A 17,941-nucleotide genomic window follows, 5' to 3' on the forward strand; every position below is an offset into this window, starting at 1 on the left:
CCACGCCACTCGGCGCGACGCGACCGGCCGGCCCGGCGGCGACCGGAGGCCCGGCGGCCGCCGACAGCGCGGTTTCGGGCGGCGAGCCGACGGCCGCCGGCGCGGTTTCGGGCGGTGCACGGTCCGAACCCGCCGGAGCCGGGGCGTCGGGCGAATCGAGCAGACGGGCGCGGGCCGACCGGCCGTACGACGTCGTGCTTTTCGGGGCGACCGGGTTCACCGGCGGGCTGACCGCCGACTACCTGGCGCGGCACGTGCCGCAGGGATGCCGGTGGGCGCTGGCCGGGCGGGACGAAGCCAGGCTCGCGGCGGTGCGCGATCGGCTCGCCGCGACCGTGCCCGGCTGTGCCGACCTGCCGCTGCTGCACGCCGACAGCGCCGACCCGGCGTCGCTGGCCGCGCTGGCCGCCGCGACCCGGGTCGTGATCAGCACCGTCGGCCCGTACGTGCTGCACGGCGAGCCGCTGGTGGCCGCGTGCGCGGCGGCGGGCACCGACTACGTGGACCTGACCGGCGAGCCCGAGTTCGTCGACGACATGTACGTGCGCCACCACGCTGCGGCCGTGGCCAGCGGGGCCCGGCTCGTGCACGCGTGCGGCTTCGACTCGGTGCCGCACGACCTGGGCGTGTTGCTGACGGTCGGGCGGCTGCCCGCCGACGCGCCGATCCGCGTCGACGGCCACGTCCGCGCGCGCGGCTCGATCTCCGGCGGCACGCTGGCCTCGGCCCTGCTGGCGTTCTCGCGCCGCGGCCAGACCGCGCGGGCGGCCCGCGCCCGCCGCCCGCTCGACCCGCGCCCGGCGGACCGGCGCGTCCGCACCCCGCTCGGCGGGCTGCGCCGGGTCCACCCGGGCAGCGGCCTGCAGGGCTGGGCGGTGCCGCTGCCGACCATCGACCCGCAGCTCGTGGGGCGGTCCGCGACAGCGCTGGAGCGTTACGGACCCGACTTCGCGTACACCCACAGCGCGGTGGTCCGGCGGCTGCCGGTGGCGCTGGCGGCGCTCGCCGGGGCGGCGGTGCTGTTCGTGCTCGCGCAGCTCGGCCCGGTGCGGCGCTGGCTGATGCGGCGGCTGCCGGGCGGGCAGGGTCCCGGCCCCACGCAGCGGGAGAAGAACTGGTTCAGTGTCCGGTTCGTCGGCGAGGGCGGCGGGAGGCGCGTGGTCACCGAGGTGTCGGGTGGTGATCCCGGCTACGGCGAGACCGCGAAGATGCTCGCCGAGTCCGCGCTGTGCCTCGCCTTCGACGAGCTGCCGCCGACCTCGGGTCAGGTCACCACGGCGGTGGCGATGGGGGAGGCGCTGACCGCGCGGCTGGTCGCGGCCGGACTGAAGTTCGAGGTCGAACAGGCCTGAGTTGGTCAACGCCACCGGCGCGGAGATTTGGTGTGGCCGAGCTTCGCCCTGGTCTCGGTGCCCGGGTCGAGCACCACGATGAACCGGTTCAGCGGTATGTGTCGCCAGGGCGTGCGTAGGCCGGAAGAGGCACCTTAACCGGTTGCGCCCATCGCGGCATCCACCTATGCTGATGCCGACGCTTGTAGGGAGCCGTCGGGCTGCGTCATTTCCGATTCCTGGTGTCCGTCCCCCGCGTCGGCGACGCCGACGGGGCTGCTCCCTCCGAGGTGAAGATGAAAAGAAAGATCGCGCTGGCCGCTGCGTCCCTGTTGACGCTCGCCGCCGCCGTGGTGGCGTTCAGTCAGCCGGCCCAGGCCGCCACCGGCATCCGGGTGTCCAACGGCAAACTCGTCGAGGCCAACGGCACCGCCCTCAAGCTGCGCGGCATCAACCACCCGCACGCCTGGTACGCCACCCAGACCAGCTCGTTCGCCAACATCAAGGCGGCCGGGGCCAACTCCGTGCGGGTGGTGCTGTCCGGCGGGCGCTGGACCACCAACACCGCGTCCGACGTCGCGAACGTCATCGGGCTGTGCAAGACCAACAAGCTGATCTGCGTGCTGGAGAACCACGACACGACCGGGTTCGGCGAGCAGAGCGGCGCGGTCAGCCTGGACGCGGCGGTGAACTACTGGATCAGCGTGCAGAGCGCGCTGACCGGCCAGGAGAACTACGTCATCCTCAACATCGGCAACGAGCCGATCGGCAACAACGCGACCACCCCGAACTGGACCGACGCCACCAAGAGTGCCATCGTCCGGCTGCGCAACGCCGGTTTCCAGCACACCATCATGGTCGACGCGCCGAACTGGGGTCAGGACTGGTCGTTCACGATGCGCGACAACGCGCCGAGCGTGCTGGCCGCCGACACCACCGGCAACACCATCTTCAGCGTGCACATGTACGGCGTGTTCGACACCGCCGCCGAGGTCACCGCGTACGTCGACTCGTTCACCAGCCGCAACCTGGCGCTGTGCGTGTGCGAGTTCGGTGACATGCACTCCGACGGCAACCCCGACGAGGACACCATCCTGGCCAAGACCCAGTCCGCCGGTATCGGCAACATGGGCTGGTCGTGGAGCGGCAACGGCGGCGGCGTCGAGTACCTCGACATGGTGACGAGCTTCAACCCGGCCCAGCGCAGCACCTGGGGCAACCGCTACATCACCGGGGCGAACGGCCTGTCCACCACCTCGACCCAGGCGACCATCTACAACACCGGCGGCGACACGCAGGCCCCGTCGACGCCGGGCACCCCGTCGGCGTCGAACGTGACCTCCTCCTCGCTGAGCCTGTCCTGGTCGGCCTCGACCGACAACGTGGGCGTGACCGGGTATGACGTCGTGCGGGTGTCGGGTTCGACGGAGACCGTGCTCGCCTCGCCGAGCGCTAACTCCGCGTCGCTGACCGGCCTGTCGGCGGGCACGCAGTACACCCTGGCCGTGTACGCCAAGGACGCGGCGGGCAACCGCTCGTCCCGCTCGTCGACGGTCAGCGTCACGACCTCGGGCACCGGGGGCGACACGCAGGCCCCATCCACGCCGGGTACGCCGTCGGCGTCGGGCGTGACCTCGTCGTCGCTGAGCCTGTCGTGGTCGGCGTCGACCGACAACGTGGGCGTGACCGGCTACGACGTGGTCCGGGTGTCGGGTTCGACCGAGACGGTGCTGGCCTCGCCGAGCAGCAACTCCGCCTCGCTGACCGGTCTGAGCGCCGCGACGCAGTACACCCTGGCGGTGTACGCCAAGGACGCCGCGGGCAACCGCTCGGCGCGCTCGGCCACGGTCAGCGTGACCACGCAGACCGGCGGCGGCTCGGGTGGCTGCACGGCGGTGTACGCGATCACCAACCAGTGGCCCGGCGGCTTCGGGGCGAACGTGACCGTGACCAACGGCGCCACCGCCAGCACTGGCTGGGCGGTGACCTGGACGTTCGCGAACGGACAGACCATCACCCAGATCTGGAGCGCGACGGACACCGCGAGCGGCGCGAGCCACACCGCGCGCAACGTGGGCTACAACGGCAACCTGGGCCCGAACGCGTCCACGTCGTTCGGTTTCAACGCGACCTGGAACAACACGACCAACGCGGTGCCGGTGCTGACCTGTACGCGTAGCTGAGACCCGCTTTGCGAACAGCCGCGCCCGCCCCGTACCCGAGGGGCGGGCGCGGCTGTTTAGTTCCCGACAAATCCTTTCTCAACGCGTATTGGGGAAATTCGGGCTTATTTGGAGTCATCAGCGTGTAAGAGGCTGAATTATGCATTCCGCTCGTTAGCCTGGCGCACTGTCAGCGACACCACACGAGATGGAGGGCTTTCACGCTATGGGTCATCGGAGATCGCTGCCCGTCGGTGCGGCGCTGATGTCAGGACTGCTGTCGGTCGCCATGCCCGCCCCGGCCGCACATGCCGCCGCGCCGCCCGCCGCGCCGACCATCACCGAGCCAGGTGCCGACAACACCCTGGTCAGCGCCGCCGACGTACACATGGAGGCCGCCCCGTTCAGCGACCCCGACGGCGACGCGCACCTGTGCAGCGAGTGGGAGATCCTCACCGGCGGTGAGCGGGTCTGGGCCAGCGGCTGCACCGGCGGCGTGCTGCGCAACCACATCCACATGGGCGACGGCGTGTTCGAGAACTCGCACGCCGGACGCGGGGACCTGATCCCCGACAAGGACTACGAGCTGCGGGTCCGGTTCAAGGACAACAGCGGCGACCCGGGCACCGAGTGGAGTGTCTGGACCGAGCGCCCGTTCCGTACGGCCAAGGAGCTCAAGCCCCGCCCCGACGCGCCCGAATGGGTCGTCAAGCAGGACGGCTACAAGGTCGAGGAGGTGGCGGGCGGCTTCTCGCTGCCGGTCAACATCGCCATGGTGCCCGGCCACGTCGCCGACCCGTCCAAGCCGATGTTCTACGTGACCGAGCTGTACGGCAAGATCAAGGTGGTCAAGGCCGACTACTCGGTGTCCACCTACGCCGACGACCTGCTCAACTACGACCCGTCCAAGGTCTTCCCCGGCAGCGGCGAGATGGGCCTGGCCGGTCTGGCCATCGACCCTGCGAGCGGCGACCTGTTCGCGTCCATGGTCTACAAGGACGGCAACAACTACTACCCGAAGGTCGTCCGCTTCCACAGCACCGACGGCGGCAAGACGGTCTCGACGAAGAAGACGATCCTCGACTTCGACGACGAGCCGCAGAGCGCCTCGCACCAGATCTCCAACCTGAGCATCGGCCCTGACGGCAAGCTCTACGTACACCTGGGTGACGGCTTCGAGCCCGACACCGCGCAGGACAAGGACTCGGCCCGGGGCAAGGTGCTGCGGCTGAACCTGGACGGAACGGTGCCCGGCGACAACCCGTTCTTCGACGACGACGACGGCATCAGCGCCCGCGACATGATCTTCGCGTACGGCCTGCGCAACCCGTTCGGCGGCGCGTGGCGCGCGACCGACGGCCAGCACTACTCCGTCGAGAACGGCCCCGGCGCCAACGACCGCCTCGCCCGCATCACCAAGGGCACCGACTACGGCTGGGGCGGCAGCGTCAACGACATGAAGAAGAACGCGCTCTACTACTGGGAGCGCACGCACGCGCCGGTGAACATCACCTTCACCGAGCAGAGCGACCACCACGCGGGCGGCTTCCCCGAGGACAAGTGGGGCCACGCCTTCGTCTCCGAGAGCGGCCCGACGTACGCCACGGGCCCGCAGGAGAAGGGCAAGCGCATCGTCGAGTTCGGGTTCAACGGCGACGGCTCCGTCACCGCCCCGAAGACGCTGGTCGAGTACAACGGCGGTGGCAAGACCACGGTCGCCGGCCTCGCCGTCGGCCAGGACGGCCTCTACTTCACCGGCCTCTACCCCGACGCCGGGGACCCGACCAAGGCCGGTGCGAAGATCTACCGGGTGCGGTACGCGCCGTCGCAGGCCGCGTCACCGGTCATGATCTACGGCGACCGCGACTTCAAGGGCTCCTTCCAGGCGCTCGGCGCGGGTGTGCACGACAACGCCAAGGGCGAGCTGGGTTCGGTCGGCAACGACAAGATGAGCTCGATGAGGGTCGGCCCCGGCTACCGCGTCGTGGTCTGCCAGGACGACAGCTCGCAGGGCCGCACCAACGCGCTCAACCTCGGCCTGTGCCGCTACTACGGCCCCGGCCAGCACGAGTTCGTCGGCGCGGACCTCAACGACCAGGCGTCGATGATCGCCGTCCTGTCCGGCCCCGCCAAGGGCAAGGGCGTCACGGCGTACACCGGACCGAACTTCTCCGGCGACTCCCAGCCGCTCGGCGTCGGCGGTTTCGAGGCCAGCGCGGGCGAGCTGAACAAGGTCGACACCGAGACCACCTCGATGAAGGTGGCCACCGGCCACGAGGCGATCGTCTGCCAGCACGACCGCGACGCGGGCGTCAACAGCGGCCAGGTCGGCCCGTGCCGCTTCTTCACCGCCGGTGACCACCCGGCGCTCGGCGCGAACTTCGAGGACAACGTCCACCTGATCGCGGTCGGCGGCCCGGCGATGACGGCGTACAGCGAAGCAGGGCTGGCCGGCAACTCGCAGCTGTTCGCGCCCGGCATCCACCAGGCCTACCTGGGCAACCTGAGCATCGTCGGCAACGACGCGATCACCTCGTTCCGGGTCGAGCCCGGCTACCGCGCCGTGGTCTGCTCCAACGACGGCAAGACGCTGACCAACAAGGGTGACCTCGGCCCCTGCCGCACCTTCGGCGCGGGCGACCACACCCTGCAGGGCAGCACGCTCGACAACAAGATCTCGCTGATGGCGGTGCTGGCCGGGCCGAGCAACGGCGCGCGGATGACCGTCTACCGCGACCGTGACTTCAAGGGCCTGTCCAACAAGTACGGCATCGGCCTCTACGAGTCGGCGGAGATCGGCCCGGTCGGCAACGACAAGATCAGCTCGCTGAAGGTGGCCGCCGACCACGAGGCCGTGGTCTGCCGCCACGACAGCGCCAAGGGCGAGGCCGACATCAACCCGTGCCGCCTGTACACCGGCGACCAGAAGTACGTCGGGGCGGACCTGAACGACGACATCTCCCTGGTGGCCATCGCCAAGTAGAAGTCGCCCGAAGCGCCGCCGACCCCCGGTCGGCGGCGCTTCGCCGTCCCCCGCCAGCGGGTGAAAGACCCGGCGTTGATCGCCGTTTCCGGTCAAAACCTGTGGTCTGAGCGCAGATTCTGACCGGAAACGGCGATCATGCCGGAGCCGGAGCCGGAGCCGGAGCCGGAGCCGGAGCCGGAGCCGGAGCCGGGTCAGGCGGCGCGGGCGGCGGCGCGGGCCTGGTGGGCGGCGCGCTTGTCCTCGAAGCGGGAGGCCGCGGTGTCGAGCTTGCCGAGGACCTCGACCAGCTCCTCGCGGGCGCGCTCGCCCTCGGCGGACAGGCCCGTGCGCTCCAGCACCTTGAGCTGGCGCAGCACCGGCATGACCACCTCGTCGTGGTGGATGCGCAGGTCGTAGATGCCCGCCATGGCGATCTGGACCGACTTGCGGCCGAAGTTCTCGATGGTGTGGCCGGGCATCTGGAACGACTTCACCACGCGCAGGATCGCTTCCATGGTCGCGTTCGGCACCAGGTCGAACGAGGCCATCAGCAGGTTGCGGTAGAAGAGCATGTGCAGGTTCTCGTCGTTGGCGACCTTGGCCAGCAGCGCGTCACAGATCGGGTCGCCGCTGACGCGCCCGGTGTTGCGGTGCGCCACGCGGGTGGCCAGCTCCTGCATGGAGACGTACGACAGGGAGCCGAGCACGTCCGGGTGGTCGGCGGTGAAACCGGTCTCCATGTGCGTCATGCGGGCCCGCTCCAGGGCGATCGGGTCGACCGCGCGCGTGGTCAGCAGGTAGTCGCGGATCGCCGTGCCGTGCCGGCCCTCCTCGGCCGTCCAGCGGTGCACCCAGGTGCCCCACGCGCCGTCGCGGCCGTACAGCGTCGCGATCTCGTGGTGGTAGCTGGGCAGGTTGTCCTCGGTGAGCAGGTTGACGATCAGCGAGGTGCGGGCGACCTCCGACAGCTTCGACTGGCTGGGCTCCCAGGCCTGGCCGCCGAGCGGGCCGTCGAAGTCGCTGCCCTGGCTCCACGGCACGAACTCGTGCGGGAACCACTCCTTCGCGGTGGAGAGGTGGCGGTTGAGGTTGGTCTCCACCACCGGCTCAAGCTCGCGCAGCAGCACCAGGGTGTCGGTGGTCTCGGTCGTCAACGCAGTCCTCCTGAGATGGGCTGGTAACTACGGTACCGTAACCTACGGCACCGTAACTAGTCCTCGTCGTCGGAGTCACTGACCTGGGCCGGAGCGGGAGCAGTGCCGCCGAGGTGCGCGGGAAGCCACCATGAGTCCTGGGTACCCCGAGGTTTGTCCGGATACTCCTGCTGTGCCCTGTCCAGAAGTTCCTGCATACGGCGGTGCAGCTCGGCTGTGACAATGTCGGACTTGTCTCGCTTGCTGGGATACATCGGCTCGCCGACCAGGATCTTGACCGCCACATGCCGCTGGGTCAGGTTGCGCGGCCGTCCTTTCGTCCACAGGCGGTGCGGCCCCCACAGGGCCATCGGGATCAGCGGCACCCCGGTCGCCGCCGCCATCCGGCCCGAACCGCCCTTGAGCTCCTTGACCGTGAACGACTGGCTGATCGTCGCCTCGGGGAAGACGCCGATGACCTCGCCCTGCTTCAGCGCCTCCAGGGCCGCCTTGTACGACGACAGCCCCGCCTCGCGGTCCACCGGGATGTGATGCATTCCACGCATCAGCGGCCCGGCGACGCTGTTGGCGAAGATCTCCTGCTTCGCCATGAACCGGACCAGTCGCTTCGACGGTTGCGCGGCGAACCCGCACAGGATGAAGTCCAGGTAGCTGATGTGGTTGCAGGCGATGACCGCGCCCCCGGTGGTGGGCACGTGCTCGGCCCCCTGCACGTCGATGCGCAGGTCAAGAACGCGAAATGCGGTCTTCGCGAGGGCGATCACGGGTGGGTATATGCGGTCCGACATGGCGTAACAGTAGAGCCCTCGGCTGAACGTCGCGACGGCGCGGCAGCCCCCACACGGTCAGCGCCGCCGCCGCGAGCAGCACCCCGGACACGGCGAACGCCGCTCCCGGACCGCGCGCCGCGGCCAGCGCGCCCAGCGCGACGGAGCCCCCGGCCGCGCCGAGCTGCAGCAGCAGCGACTGCACCGACAGCACGGTAGCGCGCTCGGCCGCCTCGACCCGGTCGTGCAGCAGCCGCCCTATCGGCGCCACCGCCGCCCCCAACCCCAGGAACATCAGCAGGTACGCCACCCCGGCCGCGCCCAGCCCGAGCCACCCGGCCAGCCTGGCCGTGCCCGCGAGCCCACCCAGCGCCAGCGCCGCCAGCAGCGTGCCGGCGCACGCGGCCCGCCCCGGCGACCCGAGCCACCGCGTCAACGGCACCCCGAGCGCGCTGCCGGCCGCGTCCGCCGCGAAGCCGACCGCCGCCACCAGCGCGTACGCGAGCACCCCGCGTCCCGCCCCGCCCGACAGCACCGCCATCCACGCCGGGGTCAGCAGCTCGACGACCGCCAGCCCGACACCCGTCGCGGCGGCCACCAGCAGCACCCGCACCAGCACATGGTCCCGCCCGGCCAGCCGCAGCCCGGTCGCCACGGTCGCGGGCACCCCGCGCAGCACCTCCCCGAACCCCGGCCGGGGCCCCCGCGTCTCCGTCATCGCGAACACGACGACCAGCAGCAGCACCAGCTCGCACGCCGCCGCCAGCAACACCGGCACCGCGAGCCCGGCGAGCCCGCCGGAGCCGCCCGCGTCCGTCACCGTCGCCCCACCCGGCCAGGCGAACGGGATCACCCCGCCCGCGAGCACGCCCAGGGCGAGCGCCGCCGATGCGGCCATGCCGCCGCGCGCCAGGCCCGGACCGAGGTCGGCGTCGCGCCCCTGCGCCGCGTGGACCGCGTCGACGTACCAGGCTTCGGCCGGTCCCGACGACAGCGCGCGGGCGACGCCGCGCAGCACCGCCGACGCCATCAGCAGCCACACCGCCCCGGCCAGCCCGAGCAGGGCCAGCCCGGCCAGGCCCGCGACGGCGGACGCGGCGAGCACCGGACGGCGCCCGAGCACATCGGACAGGCCTCCGGTCGGCAGTTCCAGCACCACCACGGCGACCGAGTACACCGCCCCGATGGCCGCGATCGTGCCCAGGCTCAGCCCCCGGTCGAGCAGGAGCAGCACCAGGGGAGCGGAGTAGAGACCGGCGGGCAGCCAGGTCAGGAACGTGATCAGCACGTAGCGGCGGCGCGCCGCCGCCGCGGTCGTCACGACGCGTTCCGGGGCAGTCCGGCCACGACGATGCTGACCGGGCGTGCGGCCGGGTCGGTGGCGTCCTGGGCGACGAGCTCGTCGACGTGGGCGTAGAAGCGCGCCCAGAGCGTATTCACCGAGTCGGGCGTGAGCCGGACCAGCAGGTCGCCGACGCCGGACGCGTCGACCCACGCGGTGGGCAGCGAGCTGAGCGCAGCCTCGTACGCCTCGACGTCTCTGATCAGGATGTCGACCTGCTGGCGGCGCATGATCGCGGACGCCTCCCGGCCCTCGGCGGTGGCCGCCATGTCGACGGCGCTCCACTCGTTGACCCGGTGCACGGCCTGCCAGCGCCGGGCGCGCGGGTGGCCCGGTTCCCCGGCCTCCGCGATGAACCCCGCCTGCGCCAGTTTGCGCAGGTGGTAACTGGTCGAGCCGGTGTCGGTGGCGAACCTGCGCGCCAGCTCGGTGGCGGTCGCGGGCCCGTGCTCGCGCAGCGCCCCCAGCAGCCGCGCGCGCAGCGGATGCGCCAGCGCCTTGAACTCCTCGATCTCGCCGACCTGGCGAACACCCTTAGCCGTACCTGCATTCTCATCCATGCCTGGCACGGTACCAATACAGAATTTTCTTTGCAAACATTATTCTGCAAGCATCGAGCGCCCTCGGCGGTGCGGGCACGGGTACCGGCGCGATACGGTGGCTGCGGCACCGGCGGAGACAGGGGAGATGGACGTGGCAGTTGTGGTCGCGATCAGCGGCTCGCCGTCACCGACCTCGCGGACCGCGCTCGTGCTGGCCAGCGTGGCCGGGGCGATCGACGCCGACATCGACACCATCGCCGTGCGGGACCTGCCCGCCGAGGTGCTGCTCGGCTGCGACCCGTCGCATCCGGTGATCCGCGACATCGCCGAGCGCCTCCAGGCCGCCGACGGCGTGATCGTCGCGACGCCCGTCTACAAGGCCGCCTACAGCGGCATCCTCAAGGCGCTGCTCGACCTGCTGCCGCAGTACGCCCTCGCGGGCAAGACCGTGCTGCCGCTGGCCACCGGCGGCACCGTGGCCCACGTGCTGGCCATCGACTACGCGCTGCGGCCCGTGCTGACCACGATGGGCGCGACCCACGTGCTGCCCGGCTACTTCGTGCACGACCAGCTGATCAGCGACGGCCCCGACGGCGAGATCGTCATCGCCGAGCCCGCCCGCACCCTGCTCGACGGTGTCGTCGCCGCCTTCGCCGCCGCCCTGACCACGAAGGTCATCGTCTAGCGGGTGCCCGGGACGCACCTCGTGGACGAGCGTGCGCAGCCGCCTCCGGTCAGCGCTCACCGGCGACGCGGAAGCCCTCGACCAGTGGCCCGCCGGTCGAGGTGATCAGCTCCGCCGCCATGGCCAGCAGCGTCCGCGGATCGTGCCGGGCATCCAGCCAGCGGCCGGCGTACGCCGGGTTCCAGGCGAGCAGCTCCCGAGCCCGCCACTTGCCCGTGCCGCGCCAGTGCGGCGGCGACGCGGTAGCGCATGCCGCGTCGGCCACCGCCTGCCACAGCACCGCTGCGGTCGCTGCGACCTCGACCGGGTCGGTCGCGTGCACCAGGTCGTCCGACAGGTCCGCGAGGCCGTAACGCGTCATGTTCAGCTGATCCACGGTGAGCGGCCTCGGCCCAGCCGCGAGCACATCCGCGCAGTGCGACCGCAAACGGGCCGCTTGCTCGTCGTCACCCGTGAGCAGCTGTCCGCCGCTGAGCATGCGGTGCAGCGCGGGCCGCCCGTCGCGCAGGTCGTTGGCGAGATAGCGGTCCAGCCCGGCCTGGTCGTAGGCGAACAGGTCGACGTTGAACCCCTCCCACCGCCGCCACTCGCGAAACGGCAGCCCGTCACCCTCGTCGTGGAAGACCAGGATGTCGAGATCGGATCCGGGCGTACGCGCCGCCGTCAGCACGCTGCCGGTCAGCATCGCCCACCGGGCGGCGGGGAAGCGGTCCTCGACGAGGCGGCGCGCGGCGGCCACGGGATCATCATGCACAGCTGCCAGGGTTGCCCAGGTGACGCGGCCCGACAACCGCATTACCCGCAAACCCGGTCGACGGCAGCGCGCCGACGCCGGATCATGCCGGGTATGACAGTGCCGACCAGACAGATCCGGGCGCTGCACGACGACGAGACGATCACCGTCTACCAGGCGTACCGGCCGGAGATAGGCGAGGCCGCAGCCTCGCTGGGACGCTTCCCGGACTGGTACCGCCGCGATCGCATGACCTGGATCAAACCCTCCTTCCTGTGGATGATGTACCGCTGCGGCTGGGCGACGAAGGAGGGCCAGGAACGGGTGCTCGCCGTACGCCTGCGCCGGGCCGGGTTCGACAGCGCCGTGCGCCAGGCAGTACCGAGTCACCACGACCGCGACGTGTACGCCGACCAGGCCTCCTGGCAGCGCGCCCTGAAACGCTCCCCGGTGCGCGTGCAGTGGGACCCCGAACGCGACCTGCACCTGCGTCCACTGGAGCACCGCGCGATCCAGATCGGCCTGTCCGGCTCGGCGGTCGACGGCTACGTCGACGAGTGGACCGTCGGCATCACCGACGTGACCGCGCTCGCCCACGAGATCCACGCCCTGGTCACCGCCCACGACCTGGACGCTGCCCGCCGCCTGCTGCCGGACGAGCAGCCGTACGACCTAGGCCCGGCACTCTGCCGGGGTGCGACGCCGGTCGACCTGAAATCGTGACGCGCGGTCCGGCCGCGCTGGGCCACACTGGCAGGCATGTCACCTCGCAGCGTCACCGAACTCGTCACCCTCGCCGAGCGCGGGCGGCGGGTGAAGTACCTGATGTTCTGGGGCCACCAGCCCAAGGCCGACGGCAGCATCGGCCCGAGCTGCCTGAGCCAGTGGTGGGAGTCGGCGTTCACCGTCGACGGGATCGCGTTCGCGACCGCCGAGCACTACATGATGTGGCGCAAGGCGACGCTGTTCGGCGACGCCGATGTCGCGTCGCGCGTGCTGGCGGCGGGCCACCCGCAGCAGGCCAAGGGCCTCGGGCGCGAGGTGCGCGGCTTCGACCAGGCGGTCTGGGAGCGGGAGCGGTACGCCGTCGTGCTGGCGGGCAGTGTCGCGAAATTCGGCCAGGACGACGCGCTGCGGGCCTATCTGCTGTCGACGGGTGACCGGGTGCTGGTCGAGGCGAGCCCGCTCGACGCGATCTGGGGCATCGGCCTGTCGGCCAAGGACGCCGACGCATGGTATCCCCAACGCTGGCGCGGCCTGAACCTCCTCGGCTTCGCCCTCATGCAGGCCCGCGACCACCTCGCCTCCTCCTGACCGCCCCGCCAGCCCTCTCCCGCCCCGCCGGACCCCCCAGCCCTGCCGCAACTCTTAAAGAGTCGCGGCCTTCTGGGCACCCTGATGCCGCGACTCTTTAAGAGTTGCGGCGGAGGGGGCTGGGGGTGGGTCGGTGGGTGGGAGGGCGGTCAGGCTGGGAAGGCGGGGAGGTGGCGGTCGCGGGCGGAGATGAGGTGTTGGTGCATGGCGGTGGCGGCGGCGTCGGCGTCGCCCTTGGCGATGGCGGTGGCGATGCGCTTGTGCTCGCCGACGGTGTCGCCGGTGCCTGCGGAGGGGAAGTACAGGCGGTGCAGGTGCAGGTGGGAGTGCAGGCGGATGATGGACTCGCGGAGCAGGCCGCTGCCGGAGACCTCGGCAACCAGGTCATGGAAGCGAGCGTCGAGTGCGGTGAACGCGGCGTGGCGGCGGTAGCCGTCTCCGGCTTCGACGGCGACGGTGGCGGCGGCCTCCTCGCGTACCCGGCGGCGCTGCTCGGCGTCGGCGTGCCCGGCGGCGCGGCGGGCGGCGGCGGTCTCCAGCAGCAGCCGCATCTCGAACAGCTCGTCGAACTCGGTGCGGGTGAGCAGCGGCGTCGTGGTGTAGCCCGACATGGCGCGCTTGCGCACCAGGCCGTCGGACTCCAGGCGGGCCAGCGCCTCCCGCACGGGGGTGGGGGAGACTTCGAGCGTACGGGCAAGGCCGTCGATGCTCACCCGCTCGCCGGGTTCGATGGCGTGCTCCATGATCAGCGTTTTCAGCGACTCGTAGACGTCGTCGGTCAACGTGAGCCGCTGCGCGGGCCGGACCCGGCCGGAGATGGGCGTAATGGCCATCAGACACCCCTTGACTGTCACCGTCGTGAGCGAGTACACCTTACCGATACGCCGATGATATAGGATCTATGATTAATCTGGACCTGACAGGGGGCAGTCACGTGCGGATCGACGCGCACCACCACCTGTGGACCGCCGACTACGGCTGGCTGGCCGCACCCGGGCTGGAGCCGCTGCGCCGCGACTACACCGTCGACGATCTGCGCCGCGAGCTGCCGACCGGCAAGGTCGACGCTACCGTGCTGGTGGAAGCCGGACTGTGCCACCACGACGAGACCGTGCGTTTCCTGGCGCTCGCCCAGGACGCGCCCGAGATCGCCGGGGTGGTCGGCTGGGCCTCGCTGACCGATCCCGACCTGCCCGGCACCATCGCCACGTTCCTGTCCGGGGACGGCGGCGACCTGCTCGTCGGCCTGCGCGACCAGGTCCAGGGTATGACCGACCCCGGCTACCTGGCCCGCCCCGACGTACGCGGCGCGCTGCGCGCGATCGGCTCCGCCGGGCTCACCTTCGACCTCGTCATACGCGCCGACCAACTGCCGTCGGCCGCCACGGCCGTCGCCGCCACCCCGAACACCATGTTCGTGCTGGACCACCTGGGCAAACCCGCGATCACGCCGGACGGGCTGCGCGCATGGCGGGACGCGGTCGAGCCGCTGGCGGCCTGCGACAACGCCGCCGCCAAACTGTCGGGGCTGCTCACCGAAGCCGGTCCGGACTGGACGGTCGAGGCGATCGAGCCGTTCGTGCACACCGCGCTGGAGCTGTTCGGCCCCGACCGGCTGCTGATCGGCTCGGACTGGCCCGTCTGCGAACTGGTCGCCTCGTACGCCGACGCGCTGGGTGCGGTCGGTTCCTGCCTGTCGGCGCTGTCGCCCTCGGAGCGGGCCGCCGTGGAGGGCGGCACCGCCATTCGCACCTACGGTCTGGAGATCAATCAATGAAGTTCATGCGGGTCGGCGCCCCGGGCGCGGAGAAGCCGGTGCTGCTGTCCGGCGGCCGGCACTACGACCTGTCCGCGATCACGCCCGACATCGACGGCGCGTTCCTGGCCGGCGGCGGCGTCGACCGGGTCCGGGCCGCCACGGCGGAACTGCCCGAGATCGACGTCACCGGGCTACGGGTCGGCGCGCCGGTGGCCCGGCCGGGCGTGGTGCTGTGCGTGGGGCAGAACTACGCGGCGCACGCCGCCGAGTCCGGCGCGACACCGCCGACCACCCCGATCGTGTTCTACAAGGCCCCCAACAGCGTCGTCGGCCCGTACGACGAGGTGCTGATCCCGCGTGGTTCGACGACCACGGACTGGGAGGTGGAGCTGGCCGTGGTGATCGGGCGGCGGGCGCGCTACCTGGACTCGCCCGCGCAGGCGCTGGAGCACATCGCCGGGTACGTGCTGTCCAACGACGTGTCCGAGCGGGACTTCCAGCTGCACCAGTCGGGTGGGCAGTGGTCCAAGGGCAAGTCGTGCGAGACGTTCCAGCCGCTGGGGCCGTGGCTGGTCACCCCGGAGGAGGTCGGCGACGTGCAGGGGCTCGGGCTGCGGTCGTGGGTCAACGGCGAGGTCCGGCAGGACTCGAACACCAAGGACATGATCTTCGACGTGGCGTATCTGGTCTGGCACCTGTCCCAGTACACGGTGCTGGACCCGGGTGACGTCGTGAACACGGGCACCCCGCAGGGCGTGGGCCTGTCCGGCCGGTTCCCGTACCTGGCCGAGGGCGACGTCGTCGAGGTCGAGATCGACGGCCTCGGCCGCCAGCGCGTAACCATGACCCAAGCCTGACCCGCCCCGCTTCTCGGGGCGACCAGCTGCCCGACTGCCCCGGTTCCACCCCCGTTTTCCATAGACGCTGGCCTATCCCACCGAAAAATCGCGGCTGATTTTCGATGAGATAGGCCAGCGTCTATTCGGGACGGGATGCTGGACGGGCGGCGGGGCACGGAGCGGGGCCGGGTGCGGAGCGGGGTCGGGTGCGGGCGGGTGGGCTGGGGTGGGGTGGGGTGGGGCGTGGTGGGGCGTGGGGGTCAGCGGATGAGGCGGAGGCCGCTCATGCCGCCGTCCACCGCGAGGGAGGTGCCCGTCGTCGCGCCGGAGCGGGGGGAGGCGAGGTAGGCGACGGCCTCGGCGACCTGGTCGGCGGTGACCAGGCGGCCGGTGGGCTGGCGGGCGGCTAGTCGGCGCTTCTCCTCGGCGGGGTCGTCGGCACCGGCGAGCAGGCGGGCCACCCACGGGGTGTCGACGGTGCCGGGGGCGACGCTGACCACGCGGATGCCCTCGCCGACCAGGTCGGCGGCCATGGCCAGGGTCAGCGCGTGCACCGCGCCCTTGGTCGCGGAGTACACGGCGCGGTTCACGAGCCCGGCCGTGGCGGCGATCGAGGAGATGTTGACGATCACGCCGCTGTTCGAGCCGCGCAGGTACGGCAGCGCGGCGCGGCTGGCGCGGGCGATGCCGACGACGTTGACGTCGAGGCAACGTTGCCAATCGTCGTCGGCGGCCTGCTCGACCGTGCCGACCGCGCTGATCCCGGCGCAGTTGACGAGGATGTCGAGGCCGCCCAGCGTGCCGGCGACCAGGGCCATGGCGTCGTCCATGGGAGCGGTCACGTCGGCGGTGACGGCCAGGTGGCGGCCGCCCCCGGCGGGGGTGCGGTCGAGCACGGCGACCGCCGCGCCGCGGTCGGCGAGCAGGTCGGCGACTGCCGCGCCGATGCCGGACGCGCCACCGGTCACGGCGGCGACCAGGCCTGTGTACTCAGTCAATTTTCCACTCCGGGCCGTCGGGGAAGGTATAGCGGGCCAGGGACTCCTCGTGCATTCTGGCCGAGAAGCCGGGCGCTTCGGGAGCGGCGTAGCGGCCGTTCACGATGCGGACCGGGTCAGCGAAGTGCTCGTGGAGGTGGTCCACATATTCGATCATCCGGCCGTCCAGCGTGGCGGCCACCGAGGTGTAGTCGAAGAACGACAGGTGCTGCACCAGCTCACACAGCCCGACACCGCCCGCGTGCGGGCAGACCGGCTTGCCGTACGCGGCGGCCAGCAGCAGGATCGCCAGGTTCTCGTTGACGCCGCCGACGCGGGCGGAGTCGATCTGCACCACGTCGATCGCGTCGGCCTGCAGCAGCTGCTTGAACATGATGCGGTTGTGCACGTGCTCGCCGGTGGCGACCCGGATCGGCGTGCCGCCGGGGCCGGACCGGGACAGCCCGGTGCGGATCGCGGCGTGGCCGAGGATCTCGTCGGGGCTGGTCGGCTCCTCGATCCAGTACGGGTCGAGGTGGCCCAGGGCGCTGACCCAGCCGATCGCCTCGTCGACGCCCCACCGCTGGTTGGCGTCGATGCCGATAGGGAAGTCCGGTCCCAGCGCCTCGCGGGCGGCGGTGAACCGGCGCAGGTCGTCGTTCAGGTCCGCGCCGACCTTCAGCTTGACCATGGAGAAGCCGTCGGCCACGGCGCGCAGCGCGCGCCGGGTGACCTTCGCGTCGTCGTAGCCGAGCCAGCCCGCCGAGGTGGTGTACGCCGGAAAGCCGGTGGCGGTGATCTGTTCGGCGCGGGCGGTCTTGCCCGTGGCGCGGTCGGTGAGCAGGTCGCGGGCGGCGTCGGGGGTGAGCGCGTCGGTGAGGTAGCGCCAGTCGACGCAGTCCACGACGGTGTCCGGCGTCAGGTCGGTCAGGTAGCGCCACAGGGGCAGCCCGGCCCGGCGCGCGGCCAGGTCCCAGGCGGCGTTGACGACGGCCCCGGCGGCCAGGTGCATGACGCCCTTCTCCGGGCCGAGCCAGCGCAGTTGCGAGTCGTGCGTGAGCCGGCGGCCGAACTCGCCGAGGTCGAGGGTGTCCAGGTCCTGGCCCACCACGTACGGTCGAAGCGCTTCGATCGCCGCGGCGCAGACGTCGTTGCCCCGCCCGATGGTGAAGGTGAAGCCGTGCCCGGCGGTGTCGCCGTCGGTGACGAGCTCGACGTAGGCGGCCGAGTAGTCGGGATCCGGGTTCATCGCGTCAGATCCGTCGAGGTGACGGGAGGTGGGGAAGCGGATGTCGCGTACGCGCAGATCAATGATCTTCATCGCGCCCCGCCCCGGGGTGGGGAGTGGTGGTTCGGCATGTGTTTGGCTCC

16 protein-coding genes are annotated in these 17,941 nt (G+C 71.4%); 8 read left to right on the top strand and 8 right to left on the bottom strand.

The annotated features are described in order from the left end of the window. Positions 1–194: 194 nt before the first annotated feature. From HAV40_RS25330 to HAV40_RS25340, 3 genes are all read left to right on the top strand, one after another. Complete coding sequence (locus HAV40_RS25330) at positions 195–1,352, top strand: saccharopine dehydrogenase family protein (RefSeq protein ID WP_166385709.1); 1,158 nt, start codon at positions 195–197, stop codon at positions 1,350–1,352. Between the two features lie 275 nt (positions 1,353–1,627). Then, a complete protein-coding gene (locus HAV40_RS25335) occupies positions 1,628–3,514 on the top strand; it encodes a cellulase family glycosylhydrolase (protein ID WP_166385431.1) in 1,887 nt (628 codons plus the stop codon). A 205-nt stretch (positions 3,515–3,719) separates the two neighbouring features. Next, entirely contained in the window at positions 3,720–6,476 is a 2,757-nt protein-coding gene (locus HAV40_RS25340) for a PQQ-dependent sugar dehydrogenase (protein WP_166385433.1), read from the top strand. A gap of 194 nt (positions 6,477–6,670) precedes the next feature. Here HAV40_RS25340 and HAV40_RS25350 read toward each other — a convergent pair whose 3' ends face one another. The 4 genes from HAV40_RS25350 to HAV40_RS25365 are packed head-to-tail and all read right to left on the bottom strand — an operon-like array spanning position 6,671 to position 10,281. Beyond that, a complete protein-coding gene (locus tag HAV40_RS25350) occupies positions 6,671–7,612 on the bottom strand; it encodes an acyl-ACP desaturase (RefSeq protein WP_239086658.1) in 942 nt (313 codons plus the stop codon). A gap of 56 nt (positions 7,613–7,668) precedes the next feature. Then, on the bottom strand, positions 7,669–8,400 hold the full coding sequence (locus tag HAV40_RS25355) for a lysophospholipid acyltransferase family protein (RefSeq protein ID WP_166385435.1): 732 nt from the start codon (positions 8,398–8,400) through the stop codon (positions 7,669–7,671). Next, positions 8,339–9,700, bottom strand: a complete 1,362-nt coding sequence (locus HAV40_RS25360; protein WP_203671583.1) for an MFS transporter — start codon at positions 9,698–9,700, stop codon at positions 8,339–8,341. The genes HAV40_RS25355 and HAV40_RS25360 overlap by 62 nt, the downstream gene beginning before the upstream one ends. Then, on the bottom strand, positions 9,697–10,281 hold the full coding sequence (locus HAV40_RS25365; RefSeq protein ID WP_166385437.1) for a winged helix-turn-helix domain-containing protein: 585 nt from the start codon (positions 10,279–10,281) through the stop codon (positions 9,697–9,699). Before HAV40_RS25365 ends, HAV40_RS25360 begins: the two co-directional genes overlap by 4 nt. A 133-nt stretch (positions 10,282–10,414) precedes the next feature. On the opposite strand from HAV40_RS25365, the gene ssuE reads away from it, so the two are divergent. Continuing rightward, positions 10,415–10,948: an NADPH-dependent FMN reductase gene (ssuE, locus tag HAV40_RS25370; RefSeq protein ID WP_166385439.1), complete on the top strand. Its 534-nt coding sequence runs from the start codon at positions 10,415–10,417 to the stop codon at positions 10,946–10,948. Between the two features lie 49 nt (positions 10,949–10,997). Here ssuE and HAV40_RS25375 read toward each other — a convergent pair whose 3' ends face one another. Continuing rightward, complete coding sequence (locus HAV40_RS25375) at positions 10,998–11,687, bottom strand: nucleotidyltransferase domain-containing protein (protein WP_166385441.1); 690 nt, start codon at positions 11,685–11,687, stop codon at positions 10,998–11,000. Positions 11,688–11,795: 108 nt separating this feature from the next. Between HAV40_RS25375 and HAV40_RS25380 the strand changes: the two genes are divergently transcribed. Beyond that, a complete protein-coding gene (locus HAV40_RS25380) occupies positions 11,796–12,404 on the top strand; it encodes a DUF4291 domain-containing protein (protein ID WP_166385443.1) in 609 nt (202 codons plus the stop codon). Between the two features lie 36 nt (positions 12,405–12,440). Next, positions 12,441–12,995 (top strand): NADAR family protein, encoded by a 555-nt coding sequence (locus HAV40_RS25385; protein ID WP_166385445.1) that lies wholly within the window; start codon positions 12,441–12,443, stop codon positions 12,993–12,995. A 149-nt stretch (positions 12,996–13,144) separates the two neighbouring features. Here HAV40_RS25385 and HAV40_RS25390 read toward each other — a convergent pair whose 3' ends face one another. Then, complete coding sequence (locus HAV40_RS25390; protein WP_166385447.1) at positions 13,145–13,828, bottom strand: GntR family transcriptional regulator; 684 nt, start codon at positions 13,826–13,828, stop codon at positions 13,145–13,147. A 101-nt stretch (positions 13,829–13,929) separates the two neighbouring features. Here HAV40_RS25390 and HAV40_RS25395 point away from each other — a divergent pair, with 101 nt between their 5' ends. Both HAV40_RS25395 and HAV40_RS25400 read left to right on the top strand, forming a co-directional pair. Further along, entirely contained in the window at positions 13,930–14,772 is an 843-nt protein-coding gene (locus HAV40_RS25395; protein WP_239086661.1) for an amidohydrolase family protein, read from the top strand. Beyond that, the gene (locus HAV40_RS25400) at positions 14,769–15,611 is read left to right on the top strand and encodes a fumarylacetoacetate hydrolase family protein (RefSeq protein ID WP_166385451.1); all 843 of its coding nucleotides are present in this window, start codon (positions 14,769–14,771) and stop codon (positions 15,609–15,611) included. Before HAV40_RS25395 ends, HAV40_RS25400 begins: the two co-directional genes overlap by 4 nt. Positions 15,612–15,853: 242 nt before the next feature. Here the strand turns inward: HAV40_RS25400 and HAV40_RS25405 are convergent, their stop codons facing one another. Together HAV40_RS25405 and HAV40_RS25410 are read right to left on the bottom strand one after the other, a co-directional pair. Next, a complete protein-coding gene (locus tag HAV40_RS25405) occupies positions 15,854–16,591 on the bottom strand; it encodes an SDR family NAD(P)-dependent oxidoreductase (protein WP_166385453.1) in 738 nt (245 codons plus the stop codon). Further along, on the bottom strand, positions 16,584–17,891 hold the full coding sequence (locus HAV40_RS25410) for an enolase C-terminal domain-like protein (RefSeq protein WP_166385455.1): 1,308 nt from the start codon (positions 17,889–17,891) through the stop codon (positions 16,584–16,586). The genes HAV40_RS25405 and HAV40_RS25410 overlap by 8 nt, the downstream gene beginning before the upstream one ends. Positions 17,892–17,941: the final 50 nt, after the last annotated feature.

Source organism: Catellatospora methionotrophica (assembly GCF_011297335.1).
GTDB lineage: Bacteria > Actinomycetota > Actinomycetes > Mycobacteriales > Micromonosporaceae > Catellatospora > Catellatospora methionotrophica.

What these genes read in the sequence shown, in the direction of transcription:
- HAV40_RS25410 (WP_166385455.1), bottom strand. Translation starts at nt 17,891, where the DNA reads ATGAAGATCATTGATCTGCGCGTACGCGACATCCGCTTCCCCACCTCC.
- HAV40_RS25340 (WP_166385433.1), top strand. Translation starts at nt 3,720, where the DNA reads ATGGGTCATCGGAGATCGCTGCCCGTCGGTGCGGCGCTGATGTCAGGA.
- HAV40_RS25385 (WP_166385445.1), top strand. Translation starts at nt 12,441, where the DNA reads ATGTCACCTCGCAGCGTCACCGAACTCGTCACCCTCGCCGAGCGCGGG.
- HAV40_RS25335 (WP_166385431.1), top strand. Translation starts at nt 1,628, where the DNA reads ATGAAAAGAAAGATCGCGCTGGCCGCTGCGTCCCTGTTGACGCTCGCC.
- HAV40_RS25380 (WP_166385443.1), top strand. Translation starts at nt 11,796, where the DNA reads ATGACAGTGCCGACCAGACAGATCCGGGCGCTGCACGACGACGAGACG.
- HAV40_RS25400 (WP_166385451.1), top strand. Translation starts at nt 14,769, where the DNA reads ATGAAGTTCATGCGGGTCGGCGCCCCGGGCGCGGAGAAGCCGGTGCTG.
- HAV40_RS25390 (WP_166385447.1), bottom strand. Translation starts at nt 13,828, where the DNA reads ATGGCCATTACGCCCATCTCCGGCCGGGTCCGGCCCGCGCAGCGGCTC.
- HAV40_RS25365 (WP_166385437.1), bottom strand. Translation starts at nt 10,281, where the DNA reads ATGGATGAGAATGCAGGTACGGCTAAGGGTGTTCGCCAGGTCGGCGAG.
- HAV40_RS25355 (WP_166385435.1), bottom strand. Translation starts at nt 8,400, where the DNA reads ATGTCGGACCGCATATACCCACCCGTGATCGCCCTCGCGAAGACCGCA.